This is a genomic window from uncultured Pluralibacter sp., assembly GCF_913775985.1.
In the GTDB taxonomy this organism is placed as follows: domain Bacteria; phylum Pseudomonadota; class Gammaproteobacteria; order Enterobacterales; family Enterobacteriaceae; genus Pluralibacter.
The window spans coordinates 17023-37587 of the sequence record NZ_CAJYMB010000129.1 but is presented as its reverse complement, the minus strand read 5'-3'; the positions used below and the strand labels follow the sequence as shown (position 1 = coordinate 37587).

19 protein-coding genes and 1 riboswitch are annotated in these 20565 nt (G+C 58.2%); of the genes, 9 read left to right on the top strand and 10 right to left on the bottom strand.

The genetic code is table 11. The annotated features are described in order from the left end of the window. Nucleotides 1-122 precede the first annotated feature (122 nt). The 4 genes from qseB to QZ766_RS15845 all read left to right on the top strand — a co-directional run bounded on the left by qseB (nt 123) and on the right by QZ766_RS15845 (nt 3163). Entirely contained in the window at nt 123-782 is a 660-nt protein-coding gene (qseB, locus tag QZ766_RS15860) for a quorum sensing response regulator transcription factor QseB (protein ID WP_297203591.1), read from the top strand. Beyond that, nucleotides 779-2128, top strand: coding sequence for a quorum sensing histidine kinase QseC (gene qseC / locus QZ766_RS15855; protein WP_297203589.1), 1350 nt, complete (start codon nt 779-781; stop codon nt 2126-2128). The genes qseB and qseC overlap by 4 nt, the downstream gene beginning before the upstream one ends. 105 nt (nt 2129-2233) lie before the next feature. Next, the gene (locus QZ766_RS15850; protein WP_297203587.1) at nt 2234-2815 is read left to right on the top strand and encodes an NAD(P)H-dependent oxidoreductase; all 582 of its coding nucleotides are present in this window, start codon (nt 2234-2236) and stop codon (nt 2813-2815) included. A 33-nt stretch (nt 2816-2848) separates the two neighbouring features. Then, nucleotides 2849-3163 carry a putative quinol monooxygenase gene (locus tag QZ766_RS15845; protein ID WP_297203585.1) on the top strand — a complete coding sequence of 105 codons (315 nt, stop codon included), beginning with the start codon at nt 2849-2851 and terminating at the stop codon, nt 3161-3163. Between the two features lie 52 nt (nt 3164-3215). Here the strand turns inward: QZ766_RS15845 and parE are convergent, their stop codons facing one another. The 5 genes from parE to nudF are packed head-to-tail and all read right to left on the bottom strand — an operon-like array spanning nt 3216 to nt 7625. Continuing rightward, complete coding sequence (parE, locus tag QZ766_RS15840) at nt 3216-5108, bottom strand: DNA topoisomerase IV subunit B (RefSeq protein WP_297203583.1); 1893 nt, start codon at nt 5106-5108, stop codon at nt 3216-3218. Between the two features lie 26 nt (nt 5109-5134). After that, nucleotides 5135-5710, bottom strand: coding sequence for an esterase YqiA (gene yqiA, locus QZ766_RS15835; protein WP_297203581.1), 576 nt, complete (start codon nt 5708-5710; stop codon nt 5135-5137). Further along, on the bottom strand, nt 5710-6537 hold the full coding sequence (cpdA, locus tag QZ766_RS15830; RefSeq protein WP_297203579.1) for a 3',5'-cyclic-AMP phosphodiesterase: 828 nt from the start codon (nt 6535-6537) through the stop codon (nt 5710-5712). The genes yqiA and cpdA overlap by 1 nt, the downstream gene beginning before the upstream one ends. 36 nt (nt 6538-6573) lie before the next feature. Then, nucleotides 6574-6996, bottom strand: a complete 423-nt coding sequence (locus tag QZ766_RS15825; protein WP_297203577.1) for a DUF1249 family protein — start codon at nt 6994-6996, stop codon at nt 6574-6576. Further along, a complete protein-coding gene (gene nudF, locus QZ766_RS15820) occupies nt 6993-7625 on the bottom strand; it encodes an ADP-ribose diphosphatase (protein WP_297203575.1) in 633 nt (210 codons plus the stop codon). The genes QZ766_RS15825 and nudF overlap by 4 nt, the downstream gene beginning before the upstream one ends. A 202-nt stretch (nt 7626-7827) precedes the next feature. Between nudF and tolC the strand changes: the two genes are divergently transcribed. The 3 genes from tolC (at nt 7828) to QZ766_RS15805 (ending at nt 11304) form a co-directional block, all read left to right on the top strand. Further along, nucleotides 7828-9318, top strand: a complete 1491-nt coding sequence (gene tolC, locus QZ766_RS15815; protein ID WP_297203573.1) for an outer membrane channel protein TolC — start codon at nt 7828-7830, stop codon at nt 9316-9318. A gap of 160 nt (nt 9319-9478) precedes the next feature. Further along, a complete protein-coding gene (locus QZ766_RS15810; RefSeq protein WP_297203571.1) occupies nt 9479-10138 on the top strand; it encodes a DUF1190 family protein in 660 nt (219 codons plus the stop codon). Nucleotides 10139-10143: 5 nt separating this feature from the next. Further along, nucleotides 10144-11304 (top strand): glutathionylspermidine synthase family protein, encoded by a 1161-nt coding sequence (locus QZ766_RS15805; protein WP_297203569.1) that lies wholly within the window; start codon nt 10144-10146, stop codon nt 11302-11304. Nucleotides 11305-11340: 36 nt separating this feature from the next. Here the strand turns inward: QZ766_RS15805 and ygiD are convergent, their stop codons facing one another. Further along, entirely contained in the window at nt 11341-12132 is a 792-nt protein-coding gene (gene ygiD, locus QZ766_RS15800; RefSeq protein WP_297203567.1) for a 4,5-DOPA dioxygenase extradiol, read from the bottom strand. A gap of 228 nt (nt 12133-12360) precedes the next feature. Here ygiD and zupT point away from each other — a divergent pair, with 228 nt between their 5' ends. After that, the gene (zupT, locus tag QZ766_RS15795) at nt 12361-13122 is read left to right on the top strand and encodes a zinc transporter ZupT (protein WP_297203565.1); all 762 of its coding nucleotides are present in this window, start codon (nt 12361-12363) and stop codon (nt 13120-13122) included. A 51-nt stretch (nt 13123-13173) separates the two neighbouring features. Here the strand turns inward: zupT and ribB are convergent, their stop codons facing one another. Further along, nucleotides 13174-13827 (bottom strand): 3,4-dihydroxy-2-butanone-4-phosphate synthase, encoded by a 654-nt coding sequence (gene ribB / locus QZ766_RS15790; RefSeq protein ID WP_297203563.1) that lies wholly within the window; start codon nt 13825-13827, stop codon nt 13174-13176. Nucleotides 13828-13928: 101 nt separating this feature from the next. Continuing rightward, a riboswitch (FMN riboswitch) is annotated at nt 13929-14079 on the bottom strand. 146 nt (nt 14080-14225) lie between these two features. Here ribB and QZ766_RS15785 point away from each other — a divergent pair. Further along, on the top strand, nt 14226-14513 hold the full coding sequence (locus QZ766_RS15785) for an accessory factor UbiK family protein (protein ID WP_297203562.1): 288 nt from the start codon (nt 14226-14228) through the stop codon (nt 14511-14513). Between the two features lie 52 nt (nt 14514-14565). Here the strand turns inward: QZ766_RS15785 and QZ766_RS15780 are convergent, their stop codons facing one another. The 3 genes from QZ766_RS15780 to tamA are packed head-to-tail and all read right to left on the bottom strand — an operon-like array spanning nt 14566 to nt 20419. Next, nucleotides 14566-14910: a gamma-glutamylcyclotransferase gene (locus tag QZ766_RS15780; RefSeq protein WP_297203560.1), complete on the bottom strand. Its 345-nt coding sequence runs from the start codon at nt 14908-14910 to the stop codon at nt 14566-14568. A gap of 2 nt (nt 14911-14912) precedes the next feature. Then, nucleotides 14913-18689: a translocation/assembly module TamB domain-containing protein gene (locus QZ766_RS15775; protein WP_297203558.1), complete on the bottom strand. Its 3777-nt coding sequence runs from the start codon at nt 18687-18689 to the stop codon at nt 14913-14915. Further along, nucleotides 18686-20419 carry an autotransporter assembly complex protein TamA gene (tamA, locus tag QZ766_RS15770; RefSeq protein WP_297203556.1) on the bottom strand — a complete coding sequence of 578 codons (1734 nt, stop codon included), beginning with the start codon at nt 20417-20419 and terminating at the stop codon, nt 18686-18688. Before tamA ends, QZ766_RS15775 begins: the two co-directional genes overlap by 4 nt. Nucleotides 20420-20565: the final 146 nt, after the last annotated feature.

Below are 20565 nucleotides of genomic sequence, written 5' to 3'. Positions count from 1 at the left end.
GTTAGTTAACAGCATAGAACTTAACGACTCCTTAACAGCAGAAAAAAAGATTTTTTTGCTGTACACCGGCCTTTTGCGCGGGTTTACTGACCGCAAACAGCGATTATTGTGGAGGCGGACGGATGCGCATTTTACTGGTAGAAGACGACAAGCTGATCGGCGACGGTCTTAAAGCCGGGCTTATTAAGATGGGGTTTACCCTCGACTGGTTCACCCGCGGCGAAGAGGGGAAAGCCGCGCTGTACAGCGCGCCCTACGATGCGGTGATCCTTGATTTGACCCTGCCCGGTATCGACGGACTGGAGATCCTGCGCGAGTGGCGGGAGAAGGGTAAAAACGAGCCGGTGCTAATTCTCACCGCCCGCGACGCGCTGGCCCAGCGGGTTGAGGGCCTGCGCCTCGGCGCGGACGACTATCTGTGCAAACCCTTCGCGCTGATCGAAGTTGCCGCCCGGCTGGAGGCGCTGATCCGCCGGGTTCACGGTCAGGCTAATAACTCCCTGCGCCACGGCAATGTCACGCTTAATCCCGACAGCCTGACGGCAACGCTTAATGACGAGTCGCTACTGCTGAAGCCGAAAGAGTTCGCCCTGCTGGAGCTGCTAATGCGCAACGCGGGCCGGGTGCTGCCGCGCAAGCTGATTGAAGAGAAGCTCTACAACTGGGATGACGACGTTTCCAGCAACGCCGTCGAGGTTCACGTTCACCACCTGCGCCGCAAGCTAGGCAGCAGCTTCATTCGCACCGTTCACGGCATCGGCTACACCCTGGGTGACCAATGAATTACCTCAACAACCTGAGTCTGCGGGTTCGCCTGACGCTGCTGTTTATCATCCTGACCATGCTGGCGTGGGGCTGCGCCAGCTTCTTTGCCTGGCACCACACCACCAAGCAGCTCAACCGGCTGTTCGATACCCAGCAGATTCTGTTCGCCAAGCGCCTGGTGGTGATGAGCATCAACGAGAAGAGTGTCAAAAGCCCGAATCTACAGCCGAATAAAAAGCTCAAGCACGCCCACATGGACGATGATGCCCTGACCTTTGCAGTGTTCACCACCGACGGGCGGATGGTGATTAACGACGGCGAAAACGGGCCGGACATCCCCTACTCCTACACCCAGGACGGTTTTTTTAACGGCCCGATGTACAACGACGAGGACGAATGGCGCTATCTGTGGATAACCTCCCCGGACGGCAAATACCATATTGTGGTCGGCCAGGAGTGGGAATATCGCGAAGAGATGGCGCTGAAAATCATTACCCGCCAGCTTATTCCCTGGCTGGTGGCGCTGCCGCTGATGATTTTGCTGATGACCATGCAGCTGAGCCGCGAGCTATCTCCGCTGAAGAAATTAACCCAGACCCTGCGCTACCGCTCGCCGGACGTGGATGAACCATTGAGCACCAAAGGCGTGCCGGGGGAAGTTCGCCCGCTGGTGGAAGCGCTGAACCAGCTGTTCACCCGCTCTCTGGAGATGATGACCCGCGAGCGGCGCTTTACCTCCGACGCCGCCCACGAGCTGCGCAGCCCGCTGACGGCGCTGAAAGTGCAGACTGAAGTAGCCCAGCTGTCGATGGATGAACCGGAAGCACTGGAAAAAGCCCTGTCCCAGTTGCACATCGGCATCGATCGCGCCGCGCGCCTGGTCGAGCAGCTGCTGACCCTGTCGCGCCTCGACTCCCTTTCCCAGCTCGACAACATTGAACAGATCTCCATGGCCGATCTGCTGGAATCGTCGGTGATGGATATTTACCACGTCGCCCAGCAGGCGGGCATTGAGGTGCGCCTGCATATCGCGGACCGCAGCACCACCAAGTCCGGCCAGCCGCTGCTGCTCGGGCTGCTGGTGCGCAACCTGCTGGATAACGCCGTGCGCTACAGCCCGCGCGGCAGCGTCGTCGACGTAAATCTCGACGCGCGCGGCTTTACCGTGCGCGACAACGGCCGCGGCGTCAGCGCCGAGGAGCTTGTCCGCATCGGCGAGCGCTTCTACCGCCCGCCGGGACAGGATGAACCCGGCAGCGGGCTGGGGCTGTCCATCGTGCGCCGGATCGCCTCGCTGCACGCCATGGACGTGACCTTCGAGAACGCCCCGGAGGGCGGCTTTGTGGCAAAAATCAGCTGGTAGCGCAATTATTGCTCTTTTAGCAAAAGACTATGCACATTTTGCTAATTTCATTACATCCGCTGCCGGGTTAAAATATGTCCATATTGCGTTGTTTGAGGACAAACCATGAAAAAGATTCTGATTGTTAACGGTGCTAAAAAATTCGGCCATTCTAACGGCCAGCTGAACGATACCATGACTGAGGTTGCTGAGACTTTCCTGCGCGACCTCGGCCACGACGTTCGCGTCGTCCGTGCCGACGGCGACTATGATGTGAAAGCCGAAGTGGAAAACTTCCTGTGGGCCGATACGGTTATCTGGCAGATGCCGGGCTGGTGGATGGGCGCGCCGTGGACGGTTAAAAAATACATCGACGACGTGTTCACCGAAGGCCACGGTTCACTGTACGCCAGCGACGGCCGCACCCGCTCCGACGCCAGCAAAAAATACGGTTCCGGCGGCCTGATTCAGGGCAAAACCTATATGCTGTCCCTGACCTGGAACGCGCCAATGGAAGCCTTTACTGATAAAGATCAGTTCTTCCACGGCGTGGGTGTCGACGGTGTCTATCTGCCGTTCCACAAAGCCAACCAGTTCCTGGGAATGGAAGCGCTGCCGACCTACATCGCTAACGACGTGATAAAAATGCCCGACGTTCCGCGCCATGTAGCAGAATATCGCAAGCATCTGAGCGAGATTTTTGCTTAACTGAGGCTCTGATTAAAAAGGAGTACGTTTATCATGTTAACTGTTATTGCCGAGATCCGTACCCGTCCTGGGCAGCACCATCGCCAGGCCGTGCTCGATCAGTTTGCCAAAATCATTCCGACCGTGCTGAATGAAGCGGGCTGCCACGGCTACGCGCCGCTGGTTGACGCCGCCGCGGGCGTGAGCTTTCAGACCACCGCGCCGGACTCTATCGTGATGGTGGAGCAGTGGGAAAGCATCGCGCATCTTGAAGCGCACCTGAACACGCCGCACATGAAGGCGTTCAGCGAAGCGACTAAAAGCGACGTGCTGGAGATGGAAATTCGCATCCTGCAGCCCGGCGTCTGATATTAGCGCATAAAAAAACCGGCGAATTCGCCGGTTTTTTTACGTCTGGCAATCAGGCGTCGAGATCCGCCATATCGCCTTTCTCCTGCAGCCAGTTGCGCCGGTCTTCCGAGCGCTTCTTCGCCAGCAGCATATCCATCATCGCGTCAGTCTGGCGCTCGTCTTCGTCGTTGATCACCAGCTGCACCAGGCGGCGGGTATTCGGATCGAGCGTGGTTTCGCGCAGCTGCATCGGGTTCATCTCGCCCAGCCCTTTAAAGCGCTGCACGTTCGGCTTGCCCTTCTTGCGCTTGAGCTGCTCCAGCACGCCCGCTTTCTCTTCTTCGTCCAGCGCGTAATACACCTCTTTACCGAGGTCGATACGGTACAGCGGCGGCATCGCCACGTACACGTGGCCTTCTTTCACTACCGCGCGGAAGTGCTTGACGAACAGCGCGCACAGCAGGGTTGCGATGTGCAGGCCGTCGGAGTCCGCATCCGCCAGAATACAGATTTTGCCGTAGCGCAGCTGGCTGAGATCGGCGCTGTCCGGATCGATGCCAATCGCAACGGAGATGTCGTGCACCTCCTGCGAGGCCAGCACTTCATCGGAAGAGACTTCCCAGGTGTTGAGGATTTTACCCTTAAGCGGCATGATCGCCTGATATTCGCGATCGCGCGCCTGCTTGGCGGAGCCGCCCGCGGAGTCACCTTCCACCAGGAAAAGCTCGGTGCGGCTGAGATCCTGCGCAGTGCAGTCCGCCAGCTTGCCCGGCAGCGCCGGTCCGCTGGTGAGCTTTTTGCGCACCACTTTCTTGGCCGCGCGCAGGCGACGCTGGGCGCTGGAGACGGCCATTTCGGCCAGCAATTCCGCGTCCTGCACGTTCTGGTTCAGCCACAGGGAGAAGGCATCTTTCACTACCGCCGAAACGAACGCCGCGCACTGGCGCGAAGAAAGACGTTCTTTGGTCTGTCCGGCAAACTGCGGATCCTGCATTTTGACCGACAGCACGTAGGCGCAGCGGTCCCAGATATCCTCCGCCGACAGCTTCACGCCGCGCGGCAGAATATTGCGGTATTCGCAAAACTCGCGCATCGCGTCAAGCAGGCCCTGGCGCAGGCCGTTAACGTGGGTGCCGCCCTGCATGGTCGGGATCAGGTTAACGTAGCTTTCGGTTAGCAGCTCGCCGCCCTCCGGCAGCCACAGCAGCGCCCAGTCGACCGCCTCGGTTTCCCCTTTAAAGGTACCGACAAACGGTTTTTCCGGCAGCAGCGGCAGGCCGTTAACCGCTTCCGACAGATAGTCGTTCAGGCCGTCCGCGTAGCACCAGGTCTGTTCGCTGTTGTTAACTTTGTCTTTAAAGACGATCTCGACGCCGGGGCACAGCACCGCTTTGGCCTTCAGCAGGTGCGTCAGGCGAGAAACCGAGAAGCGCGGGCTGTCGAAGAAGCTTTCGTCCGGCCAGAAGTGAACGCTGGTCCCGGTATTGCGCTTGCCCACCGTGCCGGTCACGTGCAGATCTTCAACTTTGTCGCCGTTTTCAAAGGCGATAGTGTAGATCTGCCCGTCGCGGCGGACGTTAACTTCCACGCGCTTTGAAAGGGCGTTCACCACCGAAATCCCCACGCCGTGCAGGCCGCCGGAGAACTGGTAGTTTTTGTTAGAGAATTTACCACCGGCGTGCAGGCGACAGAGGATCAGCTCGACGGCCGGAACCCCTTCTTCCGGGTGGATATCCACCGGCATGCCGCGGCCGTCGTCAATAACTTCCAGCGACTGATCGGCATGGAGAATTACCTCCACGCGCTTGGCATGGCCTGCCAGCGCTTCATCGACGCTGTTATCAATGACTTCCTGGCCCAGGTGGTTTGGGCGCGTGGTATCGGTATACATCCCCGGGCGGCGGCGAACCGGCTCAAGCCCGGTGAGTACCTCAATGGCATCAGCGTTATAAGATTGCGTCATGGTTTTTTCACGAATAGTAGGGCCCGTTAGCGCAGGCCCAGAAAGTCGATAATCTGTGTGAAATGATCTTCAAAACCGATAAATGCGTGATTACCGCCCTCTTCTACCGTCTGGCGGCAGGGAGCGTAATAGTCTACAGCCTGGCGATAATCGAGCACTTCATCGTCCGTCTGCTGGAGGAGCCAGATAAGATCCGGGGCTTCCAGCGGGTCGATTTGCATCACCTTCAGATCGTAAATATGGCGAGACTCTAGCACATATTGTTCGCCGGTGTAGGGATTCTCGTTGTGACCGAGATAGCCCGTAAGCAGCTCAAACGGGCGAACGGCGGGGTTTACCACCACTGCCGGCAGCATAAAGCACTGGGAGAGCCAGGTCGCGTAATAGCCGCCCAGCGAAGAGCCGACGATGCCCAGCGGCTCTCCGCCGTGGGCCATCACCAGCTTCTCAATACACTCTGCCGCCTCTGCCGGATAGGCGGGAAGCTGGGGAACAATCATCTCAATAGCCGGATGATGCTCGCGAAGCCACGCCTTCAGCGCGGTAGCCTTTGCCGACAGCGGCGAGCTGTTAAAACCGTGAAGATAGAGAAGCGCAGACATCAGTATCCCTCAGAGCCGGTATCCGGCCTGAATTGCGCGCCGTCAAGCCGGCACACTTCGGTGACCACCGTGCCGTCCGCGTGCAGATCTATCCAGCGCCAGCCGGGGGAAACACTATCCAGCGTAAAGTTTGCGCAGTGCGGCTTAAACTGAACGCAGGTTGACGGTGTCGCCATCATGCGCCGGCCGTTCCAGTCCACATCCATCTCCTGATGGATGTGCCCGCAGAGAATATGGCTGACGCGAGGAAAACGGGAGAGTACGCCATCAAGCGCGCCGGCGTTGCGCAGGCTGTGCTGATCGAGCCAGCTGCAGCCCGCGGGCAGCGGATGGTGGTGTAATAAAAGCAGAGTATAGCGCTCGCCGCACTCCGCGAGCCTGTTTTCCAGCCATTCAAGCTGAAAATCGCTGAGCTCGCCGTGGGGCACGCCGAAAACCTGACTGTCGAGGAGCAGAATCTGCCAACTATCGCCCACCTGAATGCACTTGGCCGGTGAAATCCCCGAGCTGTAGAGCGTGCTGTACATGGCGGGCTGAAAATCATGGTTTCCCGGCAGCCAGACGCAGGGCGCATCGAGATCCGCAAGCCCTTCGGCAAAGCGCTGGTAGGCCTCAGACGAGTGGTCCTGCGCTAAATCTCCGGTGGCGACGATCAAATCGTATTCACGCTGCGAGGCGCGGATAGCCGCAGTAACCGCCTGGTAGCTCTCCCAGGTGTTTACGCCCAGCAGCGTCTCGTGTTTCTGCGCAAAAAGGTGAGTATCAGTAATTTGCAATATCCTGGCCCTGGCCCCACCAGCCAGAGGAAGGTTTAACAGGCTTTCCAAATGGTGTCCTTAGGTTTCGTCCTCAGGTTTCTGACGCTAACAAACCGGAATCGCCATCGCTCCATGTGCTAAACAGTATCTTAGCCAGTCGGCTAAAAACTGGTTAATTTGATGCTTTTCATCACGCTGATGCAATTTTTTATTCGGATAATCATAGCGTGCCTTAAAGCGAAAGATCTGCTGGCTTGAACACACTTCAGCCACCATCGCATCGTGATACAGCCGTACCGACATGGACGGCAGGCTCCAGTAGCTGACCTTGGGTAGCGTTTGCTCTATTTCAACCAGCGTAGTGTAGCGGGTCGACTCGCTGATGGTTAGTCGATAATGTGCATTGCCCACCTGATAGGTTACCGTTTCGCCGGGTGCGTCGGTTTGAGGCAGCAGGCGGCGCAGCTGGGCGAAGTTGGTTTCGCACAGGCGCATCATTTCTGGAAAGTCAGGCGTATAACGCTTCATGTTGTCCACTCGTGTCGTAATTTCTGATAGTTCAACTGCAGCCACTGCAGAGCAATGATGGAAGCCGCGTTGTCGATTCTCCCCTCTTCTACCCACTGATAAGCCTGCTCCCTGCTTACCACATGAACCCGAATATCTTCGTTCTCATCAGCCAGACCGTGAATGCCGTGTGCGGTGCTGGCGTCCACTTCGCCCGCCAGAACGGTCAGACGCTCGCTGGTACCGCCGGGGCTTGCCAGATAGCTAAGAATGTTATGCACGCGCCCAATGTTCAGGCCGGCTTCTTCTTCCGCCTCCCGGCGCGCCACGTCCTCGGGACTCTCGCCCTCTTCAATCATGCCGGCGACCATCTCCAGCAGCCACGGGGTTTCGCTGGTTTCCCAGGCCGCAATACGAATTTGCTCCACCAGCACAACCTCATCGCGAACAGGATCGTAGGGTAGCAAGACGGCGGCGTGACCGCGCTCAAAAATTTCGCGCCGCACTTCGCCGCTCATCTCGCCGTTAAACAGGCGGTGGCGAAAGCGATAGAGATCGAGGGAGAAAAAGCCGCGATAGAGCGTTTCTCGCGCGATAATTTCAACATCATTTTTGCCATAGGCAACGATACTTTTACTAATCTTATTCATCAGCGTTCCCTAACTATTCAGTTGTGATGAAATTATGGATTTTAAGCCGGACTGGCTATTGTTTTAATTACACTATGATAGATTGGTGCAAATTAACGCCAGATGGCACAATACGCCAACTTTTCAGACAAGTTGCCTCTGGTACAATCAACGGTCATTTTTGAGTAGATCAGCGCTAAATGCTTCGCAACAAGGAATGCAAATGAAGAAATTGCTCCCCATTATTATCGGACTGAGCCTGGCGGGGTTCAGCGCCCTGAGCCATGCAGAAAATCTGCTGCAGGTTTATAAGCAGGCTCGCCTGAGCAACCCGGATCTTCGTAAATCTGCCGCCGACCGCGACGCTGCGTTCGAAAAAATCAATGAAGCACGCAGCCCACTGTTGCCGCAGCTTGGTTTAGGCGCCGATTACACTTACAGCAACGGTAATCGTGGGCAGAGTGGCGTAAACAGCGATTCTGCTGACGCATCACTACGATTAACGCAGACCCTTTTTGACATGTCAAAATGGCGCGCGCTGACGCTGCAGGAAAAAGCCGCCGGCGTGCAGGACGTGAGCTACCAGACCGATCAGCAGGCGCTGATCCTCAATGCCGCGACCGCTTATTTCAACGTGCTGAGCGCCATCGACTCGCTCTCCTATATTGAAGCTGAGAAAAAGGCCATTTACCGTCAGTTAGATCAAACCACCCAGCGTTTTAACGTGGGCCTGGTCGCCATCACCGACGTGCAGAACGCCCGCTCGCAGTACGACTCTGTGCTGGCAAATGAAGTTACCTTCCGCAATAACCTGGATAACGCGGTGGAGCAGCTGCGTCAGGTCACCGGAAACTACTATCCGGAGCTGGCCTCACTGAACGTCGAGCGCCTGAAAATGGACAAGCCGCAGCCCGTTAAAAGCCTGCTGAAAGAGGCGGAAGCGCGCAACCTCGCGCTGTTAACCGCCCGCCTGAACCAGGATCTGGCCCGCGAGCAGATTCGCTATGCTGAAGACGGCCACCTGCCGACCCTGGGATTAACCGCGTCTTCAGGCGTGACTGATACCAAATATCATGGCAAAAATACAGGGGGCCTTGAAGGCAATCAGCGCTACCGTGATAGCAATGTTGGCCAAAGCCAAATCGGCCTGAGCTTTAGCCTGCCGATCTACAGCGGCGGCTCGGTCACGTCTCAGGTGAAACAGGCGCAGTACAACTTTGTCGGCGCCAGCGAACAGCTGGAAAGCGCCCACCGCTCGGTGGTGCAGAACGTTCGCTCCTCCTTCAACAACGTCAACGCCTCGCTCAGCAGCGTTGAAGCGTACAAACAGGCGGTTGTTTCCTCCCAGAGCTCTTTAGACGCGATGGAAGCAGGCTATCAGGTTGGTACCCGTACTATCGTTGACGTGCTGGACGCCACCTCCGCACTTTATCAGGCCAAGCAAAACCTGTCTCAGGCTCGCTACAACTACCTGATTAATCAGCTGAACGTGAAATCCGCACTCGGCACGCTGAATGAAAACGATCTGGCCGTGCTGAACAGCTCGCTGGGTAAACCGGTTCCGACCGCGCCGGATACCGTTGCGCCGGAAACCCCGCAGCAGAACGCAAATGCTGACGGCTACGGCGGCGAAGGAATGGCTCCGGCGACGGCTCAGCCGGCCGCGGCGCGCACTCATACCGCGACTACCGGCAGAAATCCGTTCAGTCATTAATGTTGCAGGCCCGGCGGCATCTGCTTCCGGGCCCGTTTCACACTTCTGCGCTATCAACGTAAGACAACGTAAAGATCCACCGCTTATCTCCCTCCTTCGCTTCAATTTCAACCACTCATCCACTATCCTGAGCGCTACCACTGGGTCCAGGAAGAACATTATGAAACGGACAAAAACAATTAATCACGCCGCATTTCGCAAGAACTGGGGCGCACGCCACTTAACGCCTGTCGCGCTGGCTATCACCGCCGTCTTTATGCTGGCAGGCTGTGAAAAGAGCGACGAGACGGTTTCGCTGTATCAAAACGCCGACGACTGCTCCGCCGCCAATCCCGGCAAGAGCGCGGAATGTACCGCGTCCTACAATAACGCCCTGAAGGAAGCCGAAAAAACCGCACCGAAATACGCCAGCCGCGAAGACTGTATCGCCGAGTTCGGCGAAGGCCAGTGCCAGCAGGCACCGGCACAGGCAGGCATGTCGGCTGAAAACCACAGCGGGGGCAGCTTCTGGATGCCGCTGATGGCCGGGTACATGATGGGTCGCCTGATGGGCGGCGGCGCGGGCTTCCAGCAGCAGCCGCTGTTCAGCTCGAAAAACCCGGCCAGCCCGGCCTACGGTAAATACACTGATGCCGCGGGCAAAGGCTACGGCACCGCGCAGCCGGGTCGTACCATGACGGTACCGAAAACCGCGATGGCGCCTAAACCGGCCACCACCAGCACCGTCACCCGCGGCGGCTTTGGCGAGTCCGTGGCGAAGCAGTCTGCCATGCAGCGCAGCTCGGCTTCTGGCTCCTCGCATCGCTCAATGGGCGGCTGACGGCAATGGAAAAAGTCTCTGTCGTCGAGCGCCCGGACTGGCGCGAAAAAGCCACCGAGTATGGCTTCAATTTTCATACCCTGTACGGCGAGCCGTACTGGTGTGAAGACGCCTACTACAAGCTTACCCTTGAGCAGGTTGAGAAGCTGGAAGACGTCACCGCCGAGCTGCACCAGATGTGCCTCAAGGTGGTGGAGCGCGTGGTCGCCAGCGATGAGCTGCTGGCGAAGTTTCGCATTCCGAAACACACCTGGGGCTTCGTGCGCCAGTCGTGGCAAACCCAGCAGCCTTCCCTCTATTCACGCCTCGATCTGGCGTGGGATGGTAAAGGCGAACCCAAGCTGCTGGAGAATAACGCCGATACGCCAACCTCGCTGTATGAAGCGGCGTTCTTTCAGTGGATCTGGCTGGAAGATCAGCTTAACGCCGGGAAACTTCCGGCAGGCAGCGATCAGTTCAACAGCCTGCAGGAAAAGCTGATTGAGCGCTTTGCCGAACTGAAAGAGCACAGCGGCTTTAATCTGCTGCATTTTGCCTGCTGTCGCGATACCGAGGAAGACCGCGGCACCGTACAATATCTGCAGGACTGCGCCAGCGAAACGGGTATTGCCAGCGAGTTCCTGTATATCGAGGATATTGGCCTCGGTGAAAAGGGCCAGTTTACGGACCTGCAGGATCAGGTTATCAGCAACCTGTTCAAGCTCTATCCGTGGGAGTTTATGCTGCGGGAGGTATTCTCCACCAAGCTTGAGGATGCCGGTGTGCGCTGGCTGGAGCCGGCGTGGAAAAGCATCATCTCCAACAAGGCGCTGCTGCCGATGCTGTGGGAAATGTTCCCTGACCATCCCAACCTGCTGCCTGCGTATTTCGCCGAAGATGACCACCCGCAGATGGCGAAATATGTCGTTAAGCCAATTTTCTCCCGGGAAGGCGCCAACGTCTCGATTATTGAGAACGGCAAGGTGCTTGAAGAAGTCGAAGGGCCCTACGGTGAAGAAGGTATGATCGTCCAGCAGTTCTGCGAGCTGCCGAAATTTGGCGACAGCTACACGTTAATCGGCAGTTGGCTGATTAACGATAAGCCCGCCGGCATCGGTATTCGCGAGGACAGAGCGCTGATCACTCAGGATCTGTCACGCTTCTATCCCCACATTTTCGTCGAGTAATGCGTCCCCTCTCCCGTCGCGGAGAGGGGCTGTTTATCAGCCGACCTGCACGGCCAGCATACTGATACTGCCCATTTCAATTCCCTCGACCGGGATCGTTACGGGCTCGCTGCCATCCCAGGTACCGAGCGTATAGAGCAGCGGCAAAAAATGTTCTGCGCTTGGGTTCGACAGCGAACCGCCTTCGTGATCGAGATAATTGACCAGCGGATGCGCCTGCAGATCGTCACCCTGCCAGCGCAGGTTATCCTTCACGTAATTGTTAAATGACTCCGCCCATGGATAGGGCGTCTTCTCGCCGTGCCAGCGCACCGTGCGCAGGTTGTGCACCACGTTGCCGCTGGCAACCAGCATAATGCCCTCATCGCGCAGGCTGGCAAGCCGGCGGCCCATTTCCAGGTGCCAGGCAGGCGGCTTAGTGCTGTCGATGCTGAGCTGCACCATCGGGATATCAGCATTGGGATACATCTTGATCAGCACGCCCCAGGAGCCGTGATCGAACCCCCACGCCTCTTTATCCAGCGCAACAGGAACCGGGGCAAGCAGCTCGGTCAGGTGCCGGGCCAGCTCGGGGGATCCCGGTGCGGGATAGTGCATGTCATACAGCGCCTGCGGAAAGCCGCCAAAATCGTGGATCGTTTTCGGGGTTTCCATCGCCGTCACTCCCGTGCCGCGCGTATACCAGTGCGCGGACACCACGACAATCGCTTTAGGGCGCGGCAGCGTATCGCCAAGCTGCCGCCAGGCGCGGGTATAAACATTATCTTCCAGCGCGTTCATCGGGCTGCCGTGGCCGATAAAAAGCGCGGGCATGCGTGAGGTAGACATGGCGAAATCCTTAACAGACTAATCAGATTGATTAACACTACACCCGATTTGCCGCGATGAAACGCAGATAAGCGTGATAAACATTTTCAGTAAATTTGAATGTAAGGTCCGGTAAATGGTCACCGGGCCTCTCGCTTTCACCTGTGTCGCTCATTACCCTTGAAGAGTCGCCTGCGCAACGCCGCAGTCCGACAGGAATGTTAAAATCATCATCGCAATGGAGACTGCATGTCGATACCTCTGCTCCTGACGCTGCTTGCGGGCGGCGCCACCTTCATCGGGGCTTTTCTGGGTATTATTGGTCAGAGGCCCTCGCCCCGCCTGCTCGGATTTTCGCTCGGCTTTGCCGCCGGGATCATGCTGCTTATCGCTCTGATGGAGATGCTGCCGGCGGCGCTGGATGCCCCGGGCATGTCACCGGTGCTCGGCTACGGTATGTTTGTCGCGGGACTGATGGGCTATTTCGCGCTCGACAGGCTGCTGCCCCACGCGCATCCCCACGATTTACCTTCCGCCTCGCCGCGCAACCTTCGCCGCACCGCGATTCTGCTCACCCTCGGTATCAGCCTGCACAATTTCCCCGAAGGCATTGCCACCTACGTCACCGCCAGCAGCAACATCGAGCTGGGGCTGGGCATTGCGCTGGCCGTGGCGCTGCACAATATACCCGAAGGGCTGGCAGTGGCCGGGCCAGTGTACGCCGCAACGGGATCGAAGCGTAAAGCGCTTTTCTGGGCGGGCATCTCCGGCTGTGCGGAAATTCTTGGCGGCGTGCTGGCGTGGCTTATCCTCGGCTCGCTGATCTCACCGGTGCTGATGGCGGCAATTATGGCGGCAGTGGCGGGGATTATGGTCGCGCTGTCAGTTGACGAGCTGATGCCACAGGCCAGAGCCATCGATCCTGACAGCAATCCAAGCTACGGCGTATTATGCGGTATGTCGGTGATGGGATTAAGTCTGGTGGTGCTGCAGGCGATGGATTTCGCATAGCAAAACGCCGGGACATAATGCCCGGCGCTGGTTATCTTCGCGCTGGCGCCGTTAGCTGGCTTTGCGCTCGTGCTCCTGGCGATACTGCACCAGATCTTCGATGGTTACCACCGGCATGTTGTGCTCGGCAGCGAACTTGATGCACGCTGGCGCGCGGGCCATGGTGCCGTCATCGTTGGTCAGTTCGCACAGTACGCCGGCGGATTTGAAACCTGCCAGCGTCACCAGATCGATAGTCGCTTCAGTGTGGCCGCCGCGGGTCAGTACGCCACCGGCCTGCGCGCGCAGCGGGAAAACGTGCCCCGGGCGATGCAAGTCTGAAGGTTTAGCGTTGTCAGCAATAGCAGCGCGCACGGTGGTCAGGCGGTCAGCGGCAGAAACGCCGGTGGTGACACCTTTCGCCGCTTCAATCGTCACCGTAAAGCCGGTACCGAAGGCGCTGGTGTTGTTTTCCACCATCATCGGCAGATCCAGCTGCTTGCGGCGATCTTCGGTGATGCACAGGCAGACGATACCGCTGCCGTGGCGGATAGTCAGCGCCATCTGCTCAACGGTCATTTTTTCAGCGGCAAAGATCATGTCGCCTTCATTTTCGCGATTTTCGTCATCAAGCACCATCACGCCGCGACCTTCGCGCAGCGCGGACAGCGCATTTTCTACACGTTCAAACGGAGTACCCAAAGAGGAAAGTAGCGTCTGATTCATGGTAAAAGACCTCATTAAAATTATGGTTACCAGAATCAGGGCAGTCTTAGGAGTGCCGACCAGCGGCTTAAAAATAACGCGAGCGGGCTCAGCCCGTAGTTCGTTACTCTCTCCCATCCGGACTCTAACCGTCGGCCCCGGAATTACACCGGATCTGCTGACCTTTGGGTGGTGACCCAAAGCGCTCGCGGGCTTTCAACGCTGAGTTGATTTACCGCCGGTGGGGAATTTCGCCCCGCCCTGAGAATAAGCGAGATAACTATAACGCTATTGATTATCTCCGGCAATGGATAAGCTTCACACATTTTTGGCTAAGGGGGCATTGCCGATTTTGAGTATGTAGACGGCGCCAGAAAAGCTACAATGAGCGATAACCACGATAAATCAGGAAAACGGAAATGATTGACGCGAAAAAAATTGAGCAGATTGCGCGCCAGGTTCACGAATCGATGCCTAAAGGGCTGCGCGATCTTGGCGACGACGTTGAAAAGAAAGTACGCCAGGTGCTGCAGTCTCAGCTGACCCGGCTGGATCTGGTCAGCCGCGAAGAGTTTGACGTCCAGACGCAGGTGCTGCTGCGCACCCGCGAAAAACTGGCGCTGCTGGAGCAGCGCATCAGCGATCTGGAAGCCAAATCTGCTGTCGCCCCCGCGCCGGCCATTCCGCCGGTTGACGAACAGCCGTAATCCGCGCCAGACGCAAAAACAAACGCCAGCCCGAGGGCTGGCGTTTTGCATTTCAGAACAGATCTCTGTCGAGCCAGTTCCCGCTGTCGATTCGCTTGCGCGATTCAACCGGGCGCTGATAGACATACATCCACGCGCTGCCGTACGGCGTCTGAATCAGATGGCGCGCATACTCGCCGCCCTTTGTACGTAGCGCATCAAGCTCGGCCAGCGTCGAAGCGTCGATTCGGTAAACTTCACCTGCTACTGTGCCTTCGCCGGGCACCGCGCCTGGATAGTGGCCCAGGCTGTAGAGCTGATAGTTTTCCACGCTGTAATCGCCCAGCCACTGGGCGTTGGTCATCCAGTGGCTGTTGCCTTGTTTGCGTCGTAAACTGCCGTAAACAAATATTCGCATTGCTAAAACTCAAACTGATAGAGCAGATCGAGCGCCTGGTCTATGCCAGACACCGCTTCCAGATATAGCTTAGGCATCAGGCGATAGCGTAGCGTAAGGGTTGCCAGAGAATCGAAAATCCCCACGCCGTACTTCACCTGCAGTCCAGGCATGATATAACCGCTGACCACCACCTGGGAAGAGTCACCGACTCCCGCCGTATCCAGCGCTAAATTGCTGACGCCGAAAGTCTCGCCGATTTTACCCATAACCTGACCACTCTGCGCAACCCCTAAACCCACCAGGGCCGACGTCATCGCCGCGCTGTCGCTCTGTTCGCTGTCCAGCCCCTGGCCGCGCAGCAGGTAAGAGAGCGCTTCCTGCTGGGACATGGCCGGATCGGAGAAGATCTCCGCCTTCGGCTGATCGGCCGAGCCCGTGACCCGAATACCCGCAATAACGTCGTTTTGCGTCGCGTCCGGATTACGAATTGCCTCAATGTTCAGGTTCGGCTGGTCCGGCGGGCCGGAGAACAGCAGGATGCCTTTACGGACGATCAGATCCTGTCCGTACGCGTGGAAGCGCCCGTCCGGAATATTGATCTGGCCGTTGAGGCCGAGCCCCTGCTTATCCTGGGCTACTTTCAGATCGCCGTCGAGGCGTGCTTTAAGACCGAACGCGCTCAGGCGCACGTTATTGCCGAGATGGATATTCAGGTTGCTGTTGATTGGGATCGACGCGGTCTGCGCTTTTTCAGGCTGCAGATCGTTGTTGAGCATCACTTCGTCGCTGGAAACGCCAACCGCGCTCTCCGGCACGTCGTGCACCACGATGCGCGCCCAGGGCACGTCCACGTTGCCGTCGAGGGTAAACAGGCTCGGGGTCGCGGTAAACACCACGTCAGGGGAGACGTCGAGGCGCACCATCGGCGGCACAGTAATGCGCACCTTGCTGCCCTTCGCCGCCACTTCGGCCCGCCAGTTGTCGATCTGCGACCAGTCGGCGTTGCCGCTGAGGTTGATCTGCCCCTGCTTCGTGGCTATCAGGCCGCTCAGGGTTGAGCGCGTGCCGTTAAAGCTCATGCCGATGCGGCTGGGCTGCATATCGAACGGCATAAAGTTGCCGTCCATATCCAGATCCGTCAGCTGCAGCTGGCCAAACAGCTGCGGCGCCTGCACGTTGCCGCCGAGCCGCAGGTTGGCGTTGAGCTTGCCCGCTGCTTTTTCGCCGCGATCGAAAATGGGATTGATCATGGCCAGCGAGAAATTGTGCACGTTGACGTTGCCCGCAAGATTACGCCGCCCCTGCGGATCTGCGATATCAATCTTGCCATCCAGCTGGCCGTTATTGGTCAGGCGAATTAGCCAGCCGAGCTGGGCGCGGTTGTCGTGCAGATCCGCATTAACGTTCAGCGTATCAAATGCCACCGGCAGCGCGGCGTTGTTGACTACCTGAGTCACTTTCACGCTGCGCCCTGAGAGCGCCACTTTCCCCTGGGGCAGGCCGGGCTTCGTGGTATCCCAGCTGACGTCCGCATTGCCGCTGAATACGCCGCTGGCCTGCGTCTCTTTCGGCATAAACGGCTTAAGCATCGCCAGATCGAAGCGCTTGAGATTGATCTGCGCGCGGCCGCTGGCCCCGGCGTCAATGGTCTGCGGCACGCACAGTTCGGCGTTCGGGTTGACCCAGCAGTGCGGGCCAATGCTTATTTTCTGCTCCTGGTTGCGGTAGTCCAGCGCGATGGCCTGGCTCAGCGCCAGCGGCCCGACCGGCGTCTGGAAGCGGGTGTTGCTCAGGGAACCCTTCCAGCGCTGCGCCTGGCGATCGAAGCTGCCCGCCAGATCCAGCTGGCCGGAGACCGGCTCGCCCTGCACCCGAAGCGTCAGGCGGTGATCTTTCTCGCTGCCTTTGGCGTTAAGCAGCACCTGGCGGATATTCACGTCCGGCTGGGTAATGCCATTGACCTTCACGTCCAGGCTGCCGCTGATCTGCTCGGCAGATTTAACGTCGCCTTTCACGCTAACGTCCGCCACGCTCAGCGCCTGCCAGCGCAAGCCGCGGGCAGTGATGTCCGCCAGAAGCTGCGGCGCGTCGATGGTGCCGCGCACCTTCACCAGCCCTTTTGCGGTGCCGCCCAGGCCCGGAAGCGCGTTGTCGAGTCCCGGCGCGTTAATCGTGGCGTCCAGATTGAGATCTTTAACCCCAAGCTCGCCTTTAACATCCGCGGTGTTGTTGCCCAGCGCCAGGTGCAGGCCGGGGATTTTCCACTGCATGTAGCTGTTGCCCGCCAGCTTGCCGTCAACGTCAACTTTGTTCTGCTTAACGTTGCCGGTAATTTTCAGCTCCGGGACTTCCATCTGCCAGCTGCCGCCGTACAGGCTGCCGCGGGTTTTCACGATGCCGTTCAGCTTTGACGGCCAGTCCGGGACTTCTTTAGCGGTGTTGATGCCGTTGAGAGAGAGTTCGCCGCGCCAGCTGATCGCCTTCTGCCAGTCCACCAGCGCCTTCAGCTCGGTTTTACCCTCCAGCGCGGCAACGGAAAGCTTATCGATATTGATCTGCTGCTCGGTGCCTTTCGCATCCAGCGCGATGCTGGCGGGAGGCACATCCTGGCCCTTCACCGCGGTTTTAAACGACAGGGTATAGTCGGTGGCTTTGCCGCCGAGCTTCAGCGCCAGGTTATCCGCCTGGAACTGGCGCGCGCCGGTAAACGGCCAGTACAGCAGCTTGCTCTGCAGCTCCATATTGAACGGCAGTCCGGCTTCTGCAAGTCTGGCCTGCGCGCGCAGGCTGGCGTCTACCTGCCCGGAGAGATTAATGCCGACCTCAAGCTGCTTGCGCAGCTCGCCGCCGATTTTCATCTTGATCTTCTCGCCCTTCACCGGGTCGATATTGAGGGTGCTGTTGAGGGTTAAATCCACCGGCCAGCTATCCTGCAGCTTCGCATTACCCGTGGCGTTAACCGTGCCCTGGCTGGTGTTCACATCCAGCGTATCAAGGGACATATGGCCGCTGCTGCTGCTGACTTTAAGCAGCAGCTGGTAAACGGTGAGATCGGTATCGCCGGTCATCCGGAGCTGCTCGCCGCGAAACGACTGAATATTGAGGTTCAGCGGCAGGCTGACGTTTTCCATTTCCGGCAGCAGCGGCTTGTCGAACAGCGCCTTCATGGTTTCACCGAGCGGCTTTTCGTCCGGCTGCGGCTTGTCCACTTTAGGTTCGATCACCTGCTCCTGCGCCACTTTGGCCGCTTTCGGCAGGGCAATCAGCAGCCCCTTCAGCTCGGTTGGCGTCAGGGTGAGATCTTTCTCTTTCCAGTTCAGGCCGGAGGTAAAGTCCATCAGCGAGATGGCCGTGTCGTCAATTTTGACGTTCACCTTGCTCACCGCCACCCGGCTCAGGGTAATGGGATACGGCGTGGAGAGATTCAGTGGACCGCTATCTTCCTCTTCCACCGGCTCCGACGGCGGCATCTTCTTGCTGTCGATGGCCACATTAACGTCGCTCAGCGAGAGATCGTTGACGCACAGGCTGCTGTGCCACAGGCAGCCGGTATTGACCGCCAGATGAAACTGCCCGGCCTGTACCGCCACGCCGGGCTGCTCATAACGCAGATTCCTGAGAGTCAGGTCGCGCCAGCCGCCGGTAACCTGCTCAATAGAGAGCCCCGGCACCCAGCGGTTCGCCGCTTTGAATACCAGATGGAGACCGGTAGTGGTGCCCACCAGAAACGCCACGCTCCCCAGCAGCAGAACCACGAAAATCAGCACGCCGAGGCTTATCTTTTTCCATAAACTCATAATTCAGGCCCCAGACCGATATAGAACTCTATCCCGTGCTTGTCTTTATCGCCGATAGGCGTGGCGATATCGAACTTGATCGGCCCCACCGGCGACTGCCAGCGCACGCCGACGCCGGTACCGGTTTTGAAGTCGCTCTTCTTGATGTCGTTAACTGCCTCGCCGCTGTCGATAAATACCGCGCCCCACCACTTGCCGGTGACGTTGTACTGATATTCCAGCGAGCCTGTCGCCAGCTTCGATGCACCGCGCAGCTTGCCTTCGCTGTCTTTTGGCGAGATAGATTTATAGTCATAGCCGCGCACGCTGCGGTCGCCCCCGGCGAAGAAACGCAGGTCCGGCGGCACTTTCTGGAAGTCGTTGGTTTCTATCCAGCCGAGGTTACCGCGCATCACGAAGCGGTGCTTGTCCCACAGGGTGCGGATCCAGGCGTTCTGCGCCTGCAGCACCAGGAAGTCGATATCGGATCCCCAGCCGGTGTTGGAGTAGTCCACGGAGTAGCGCTGCGAGTCGCCCCAGGTCGGCATCAGCCCGCCCCGGGAGCGGGTGCGGCTGACCATAACGCCCGGATAGAGCAGCATCGTGGTGTCCGTCACTTCACCCTGGGTAAAGTGGTCAAGGCTCCAGCGCAGATTAATGGCGCGCTGCCAGCCGCTGGAGAGATCCCAGTAGCGCGAGAGCGCAAGCGTGGTGGAGTCCGATTCGGTATCGTTGAGATCGGTGCGCTTAAAGCCGCCCTGCACCAGGTAATACTGCTCCAGCGGGTTTTTCAGCAGCGGCATTTTATAGCTAAAATCGAGCTGCTGCTCGGGGCTGGAAAGGCTGAGGTTGGTGGTCAGGCTGTGGCCGTAGGAGTTCATCCACGGTTTTTTCCAGGTGGTTTTCACCCGCGGGCCGACGTCCGTGGAGTAGCCTATCCCGGTTTCGATAGTGTTTTCCGTACGCGGCGACATCACGCCGTGCAGCGGCAGCACTTTGGTCTGCCGCGCCTTATCAAACTCCGGCGCCACCACCACCGAGTTAAACCAGCCGGTGGCGGACAGGCGGCGGTTGAGTTCGCCGAGATCTGCCGACGAGTAGTAGTCGCCCTCTTTAAACGGCACCAGATTTTGCAGGTAGCGCTCCTGAATCTGGGAACCTTCAAAGGTTACCGTGCCGAAGCGGTAGCGCTGACCGCTGTCGTAGTCGATATCCCAGAAAGCCTGATGCCGGTCGAGGGCCACGCCCAGCTGGCTTTTCTTGAACTCGCTATCGAAATAGCCTTTGCGCAGCGCCACGCTGGTCAGATCCTTTTTGAATCCGTCGTAGTCGCCGTGATTGAGGATGGTGCCGATTTTCGGCCGCTTCTGGAGCAGATCGAGGTAGTCGCGGTCGCTGCGCGCGCCGCCGCGAAAAATCACGTCGGTGCCGCCGATGCGTACCGGCTCACCGGGCGTGACGTGCGCCAGCAGCACCTGTCTTCCCTTCTGCGGCGGGGGTTTTAGCTCAAAGGTAATGGTCGGTTCATAATATCCCAGCGCCTTGAGCCCTTCGCGGATAGCGTCATCAACGCGCGCCTGAAAGCGGCGATCCGGCGTAACTTCATCATTGGCAATGGTGGATAGCTGAGCGCGGACGTTTTTTTGCAGCTCGCCCGTGAGCCCGTCAACCTGTAATCGAATGTTCGCCGCTCCGGCGACACCGCTTACCAGCACCAGGCTGGCCCAACATAGCTGGCGAAATTGTGGCACCTTATCTCCCAAATATCCTGTTCCCACGCCGCAGGGGACATGCGCGGATCGGTCCGCGACTTAACAAAAAATCAACACAGACGATTGAAAAAATGACGCCAGCCCTGATATCTCTTATGTTCCGAGTATCGTATATCTCATGCCGT

What these genes read in the sequence shown, in the direction of transcription:
- qseB (WP_297203591.1), top strand. Translation starts at nt 123, where the DNA reads ATGCGCATTTTACTGGTAGAAGACGACAAGCTGATCGGCGACGGTCTT.
- qseC (WP_297203589.1), top strand. Translation starts at nt 779, where the DNA reads ATGAATTACCTCAACAACCTGAGTCTGCGGGTTCGCCTGACGCTGCTG.
- QZ766_RS15850 (WP_297203587.1), top strand. Translation starts at nt 2,234, where the DNA reads ATGAAAAAGATTCTGATTGTTAACGGTGCTAAAAAATTCGGCCATTCT.
- QZ766_RS15845 (WP_297203585.1), top strand. Translation starts at nt 2,849, where the DNA reads ATGTTAACTGTTATTGCCGAGATCCGTACCCGTCCTGGGCAGCACCAT.
- parE (WP_297203583.1), bottom strand. Translation starts at nt 5,108, where the DNA reads ATGACGCAATCTTATAACGCTGATGCCATTGAGGTACTCACCGGGCTT.
- yqiA (WP_297203581.1), bottom strand. Translation starts at nt 5,710, where the DNA reads ATGTCTGCGCTTCTCTATCTTCACGGTTTTAACAGCTCGCCGCTGTCG.
- QZ766_RS15825 (WP_297203577.1), bottom strand. Translation starts at nt 6,996, where the DNA reads ATGAAGCGTTATACGCCTGACTTTCCAGAAATGATGCGCCTGTGCGAA.
- nudF (WP_297203575.1), bottom strand. Translation starts at nt 7,625, where the DNA reads ATGAATAAGATTAGTAAAAGTATCGTTGCCTATGGCAAAAATGATGTT.
- tolC (WP_297203573.1), top strand. Translation starts at nt 7,828, where the DNA reads ATGAAGAAATTGCTCCCCATTATTATCGGACTGAGCCTGGCGGGGTTC.
- QZ766_RS15810 (WP_297203571.1), top strand. Translation starts at nt 9,479, where the DNA reads ATGAAACGGACAAAAACAATTAATCACGCCGCATTTCGCAAGAACTGG.
- QZ766_RS15805 (WP_297203569.1), top strand. Translation starts at nt 10,144, where the DNA reads ATGGAAAAAGTCTCTGTCGTCGAGCGCCCGGACTGGCGCGAAAAAGCC.
- ygiD (WP_297203567.1), bottom strand. Translation starts at nt 12,132, where the DNA reads ATGTCTACCTCACGCATGCCCGCGCTTTTTATCGGCCACGGCAGCCCG.
- zupT (WP_297203565.1), top strand. Translation starts at nt 12,361, where the DNA reads ATGTCGATACCTCTGCTCCTGACGCTGCTTGCGGGCGGCGCCACCTTC.
- ribB (WP_297203563.1), bottom strand. Translation starts at nt 13,827, where the DNA reads ATGAATCAGACGCTACTTTCCTCTTTGGGTACTCCGTTTGAACGTGTA.
- QZ766_RS15785 (WP_297203562.1), top strand. Translation starts at nt 14,226, where the DNA reads ATGATTGACGCGAAAAAAATTGAGCAGATTGCGCGCCAGGTTCACGAA.
- QZ766_RS15780 (WP_297203560.1), bottom strand. Translation starts at nt 14,910, where the DNA reads ATGCGAATATTTGTTTACGGCAGTTTACGACGCAAACAAGGCAACAGC.
- QZ766_RS15775 (WP_297203558.1), bottom strand. Translation starts at nt 18,689, where the DNA reads ATGAGTTTATGGAAAAAGATAAGCCTCGGCGTGCTGATTTTCGTGGTT.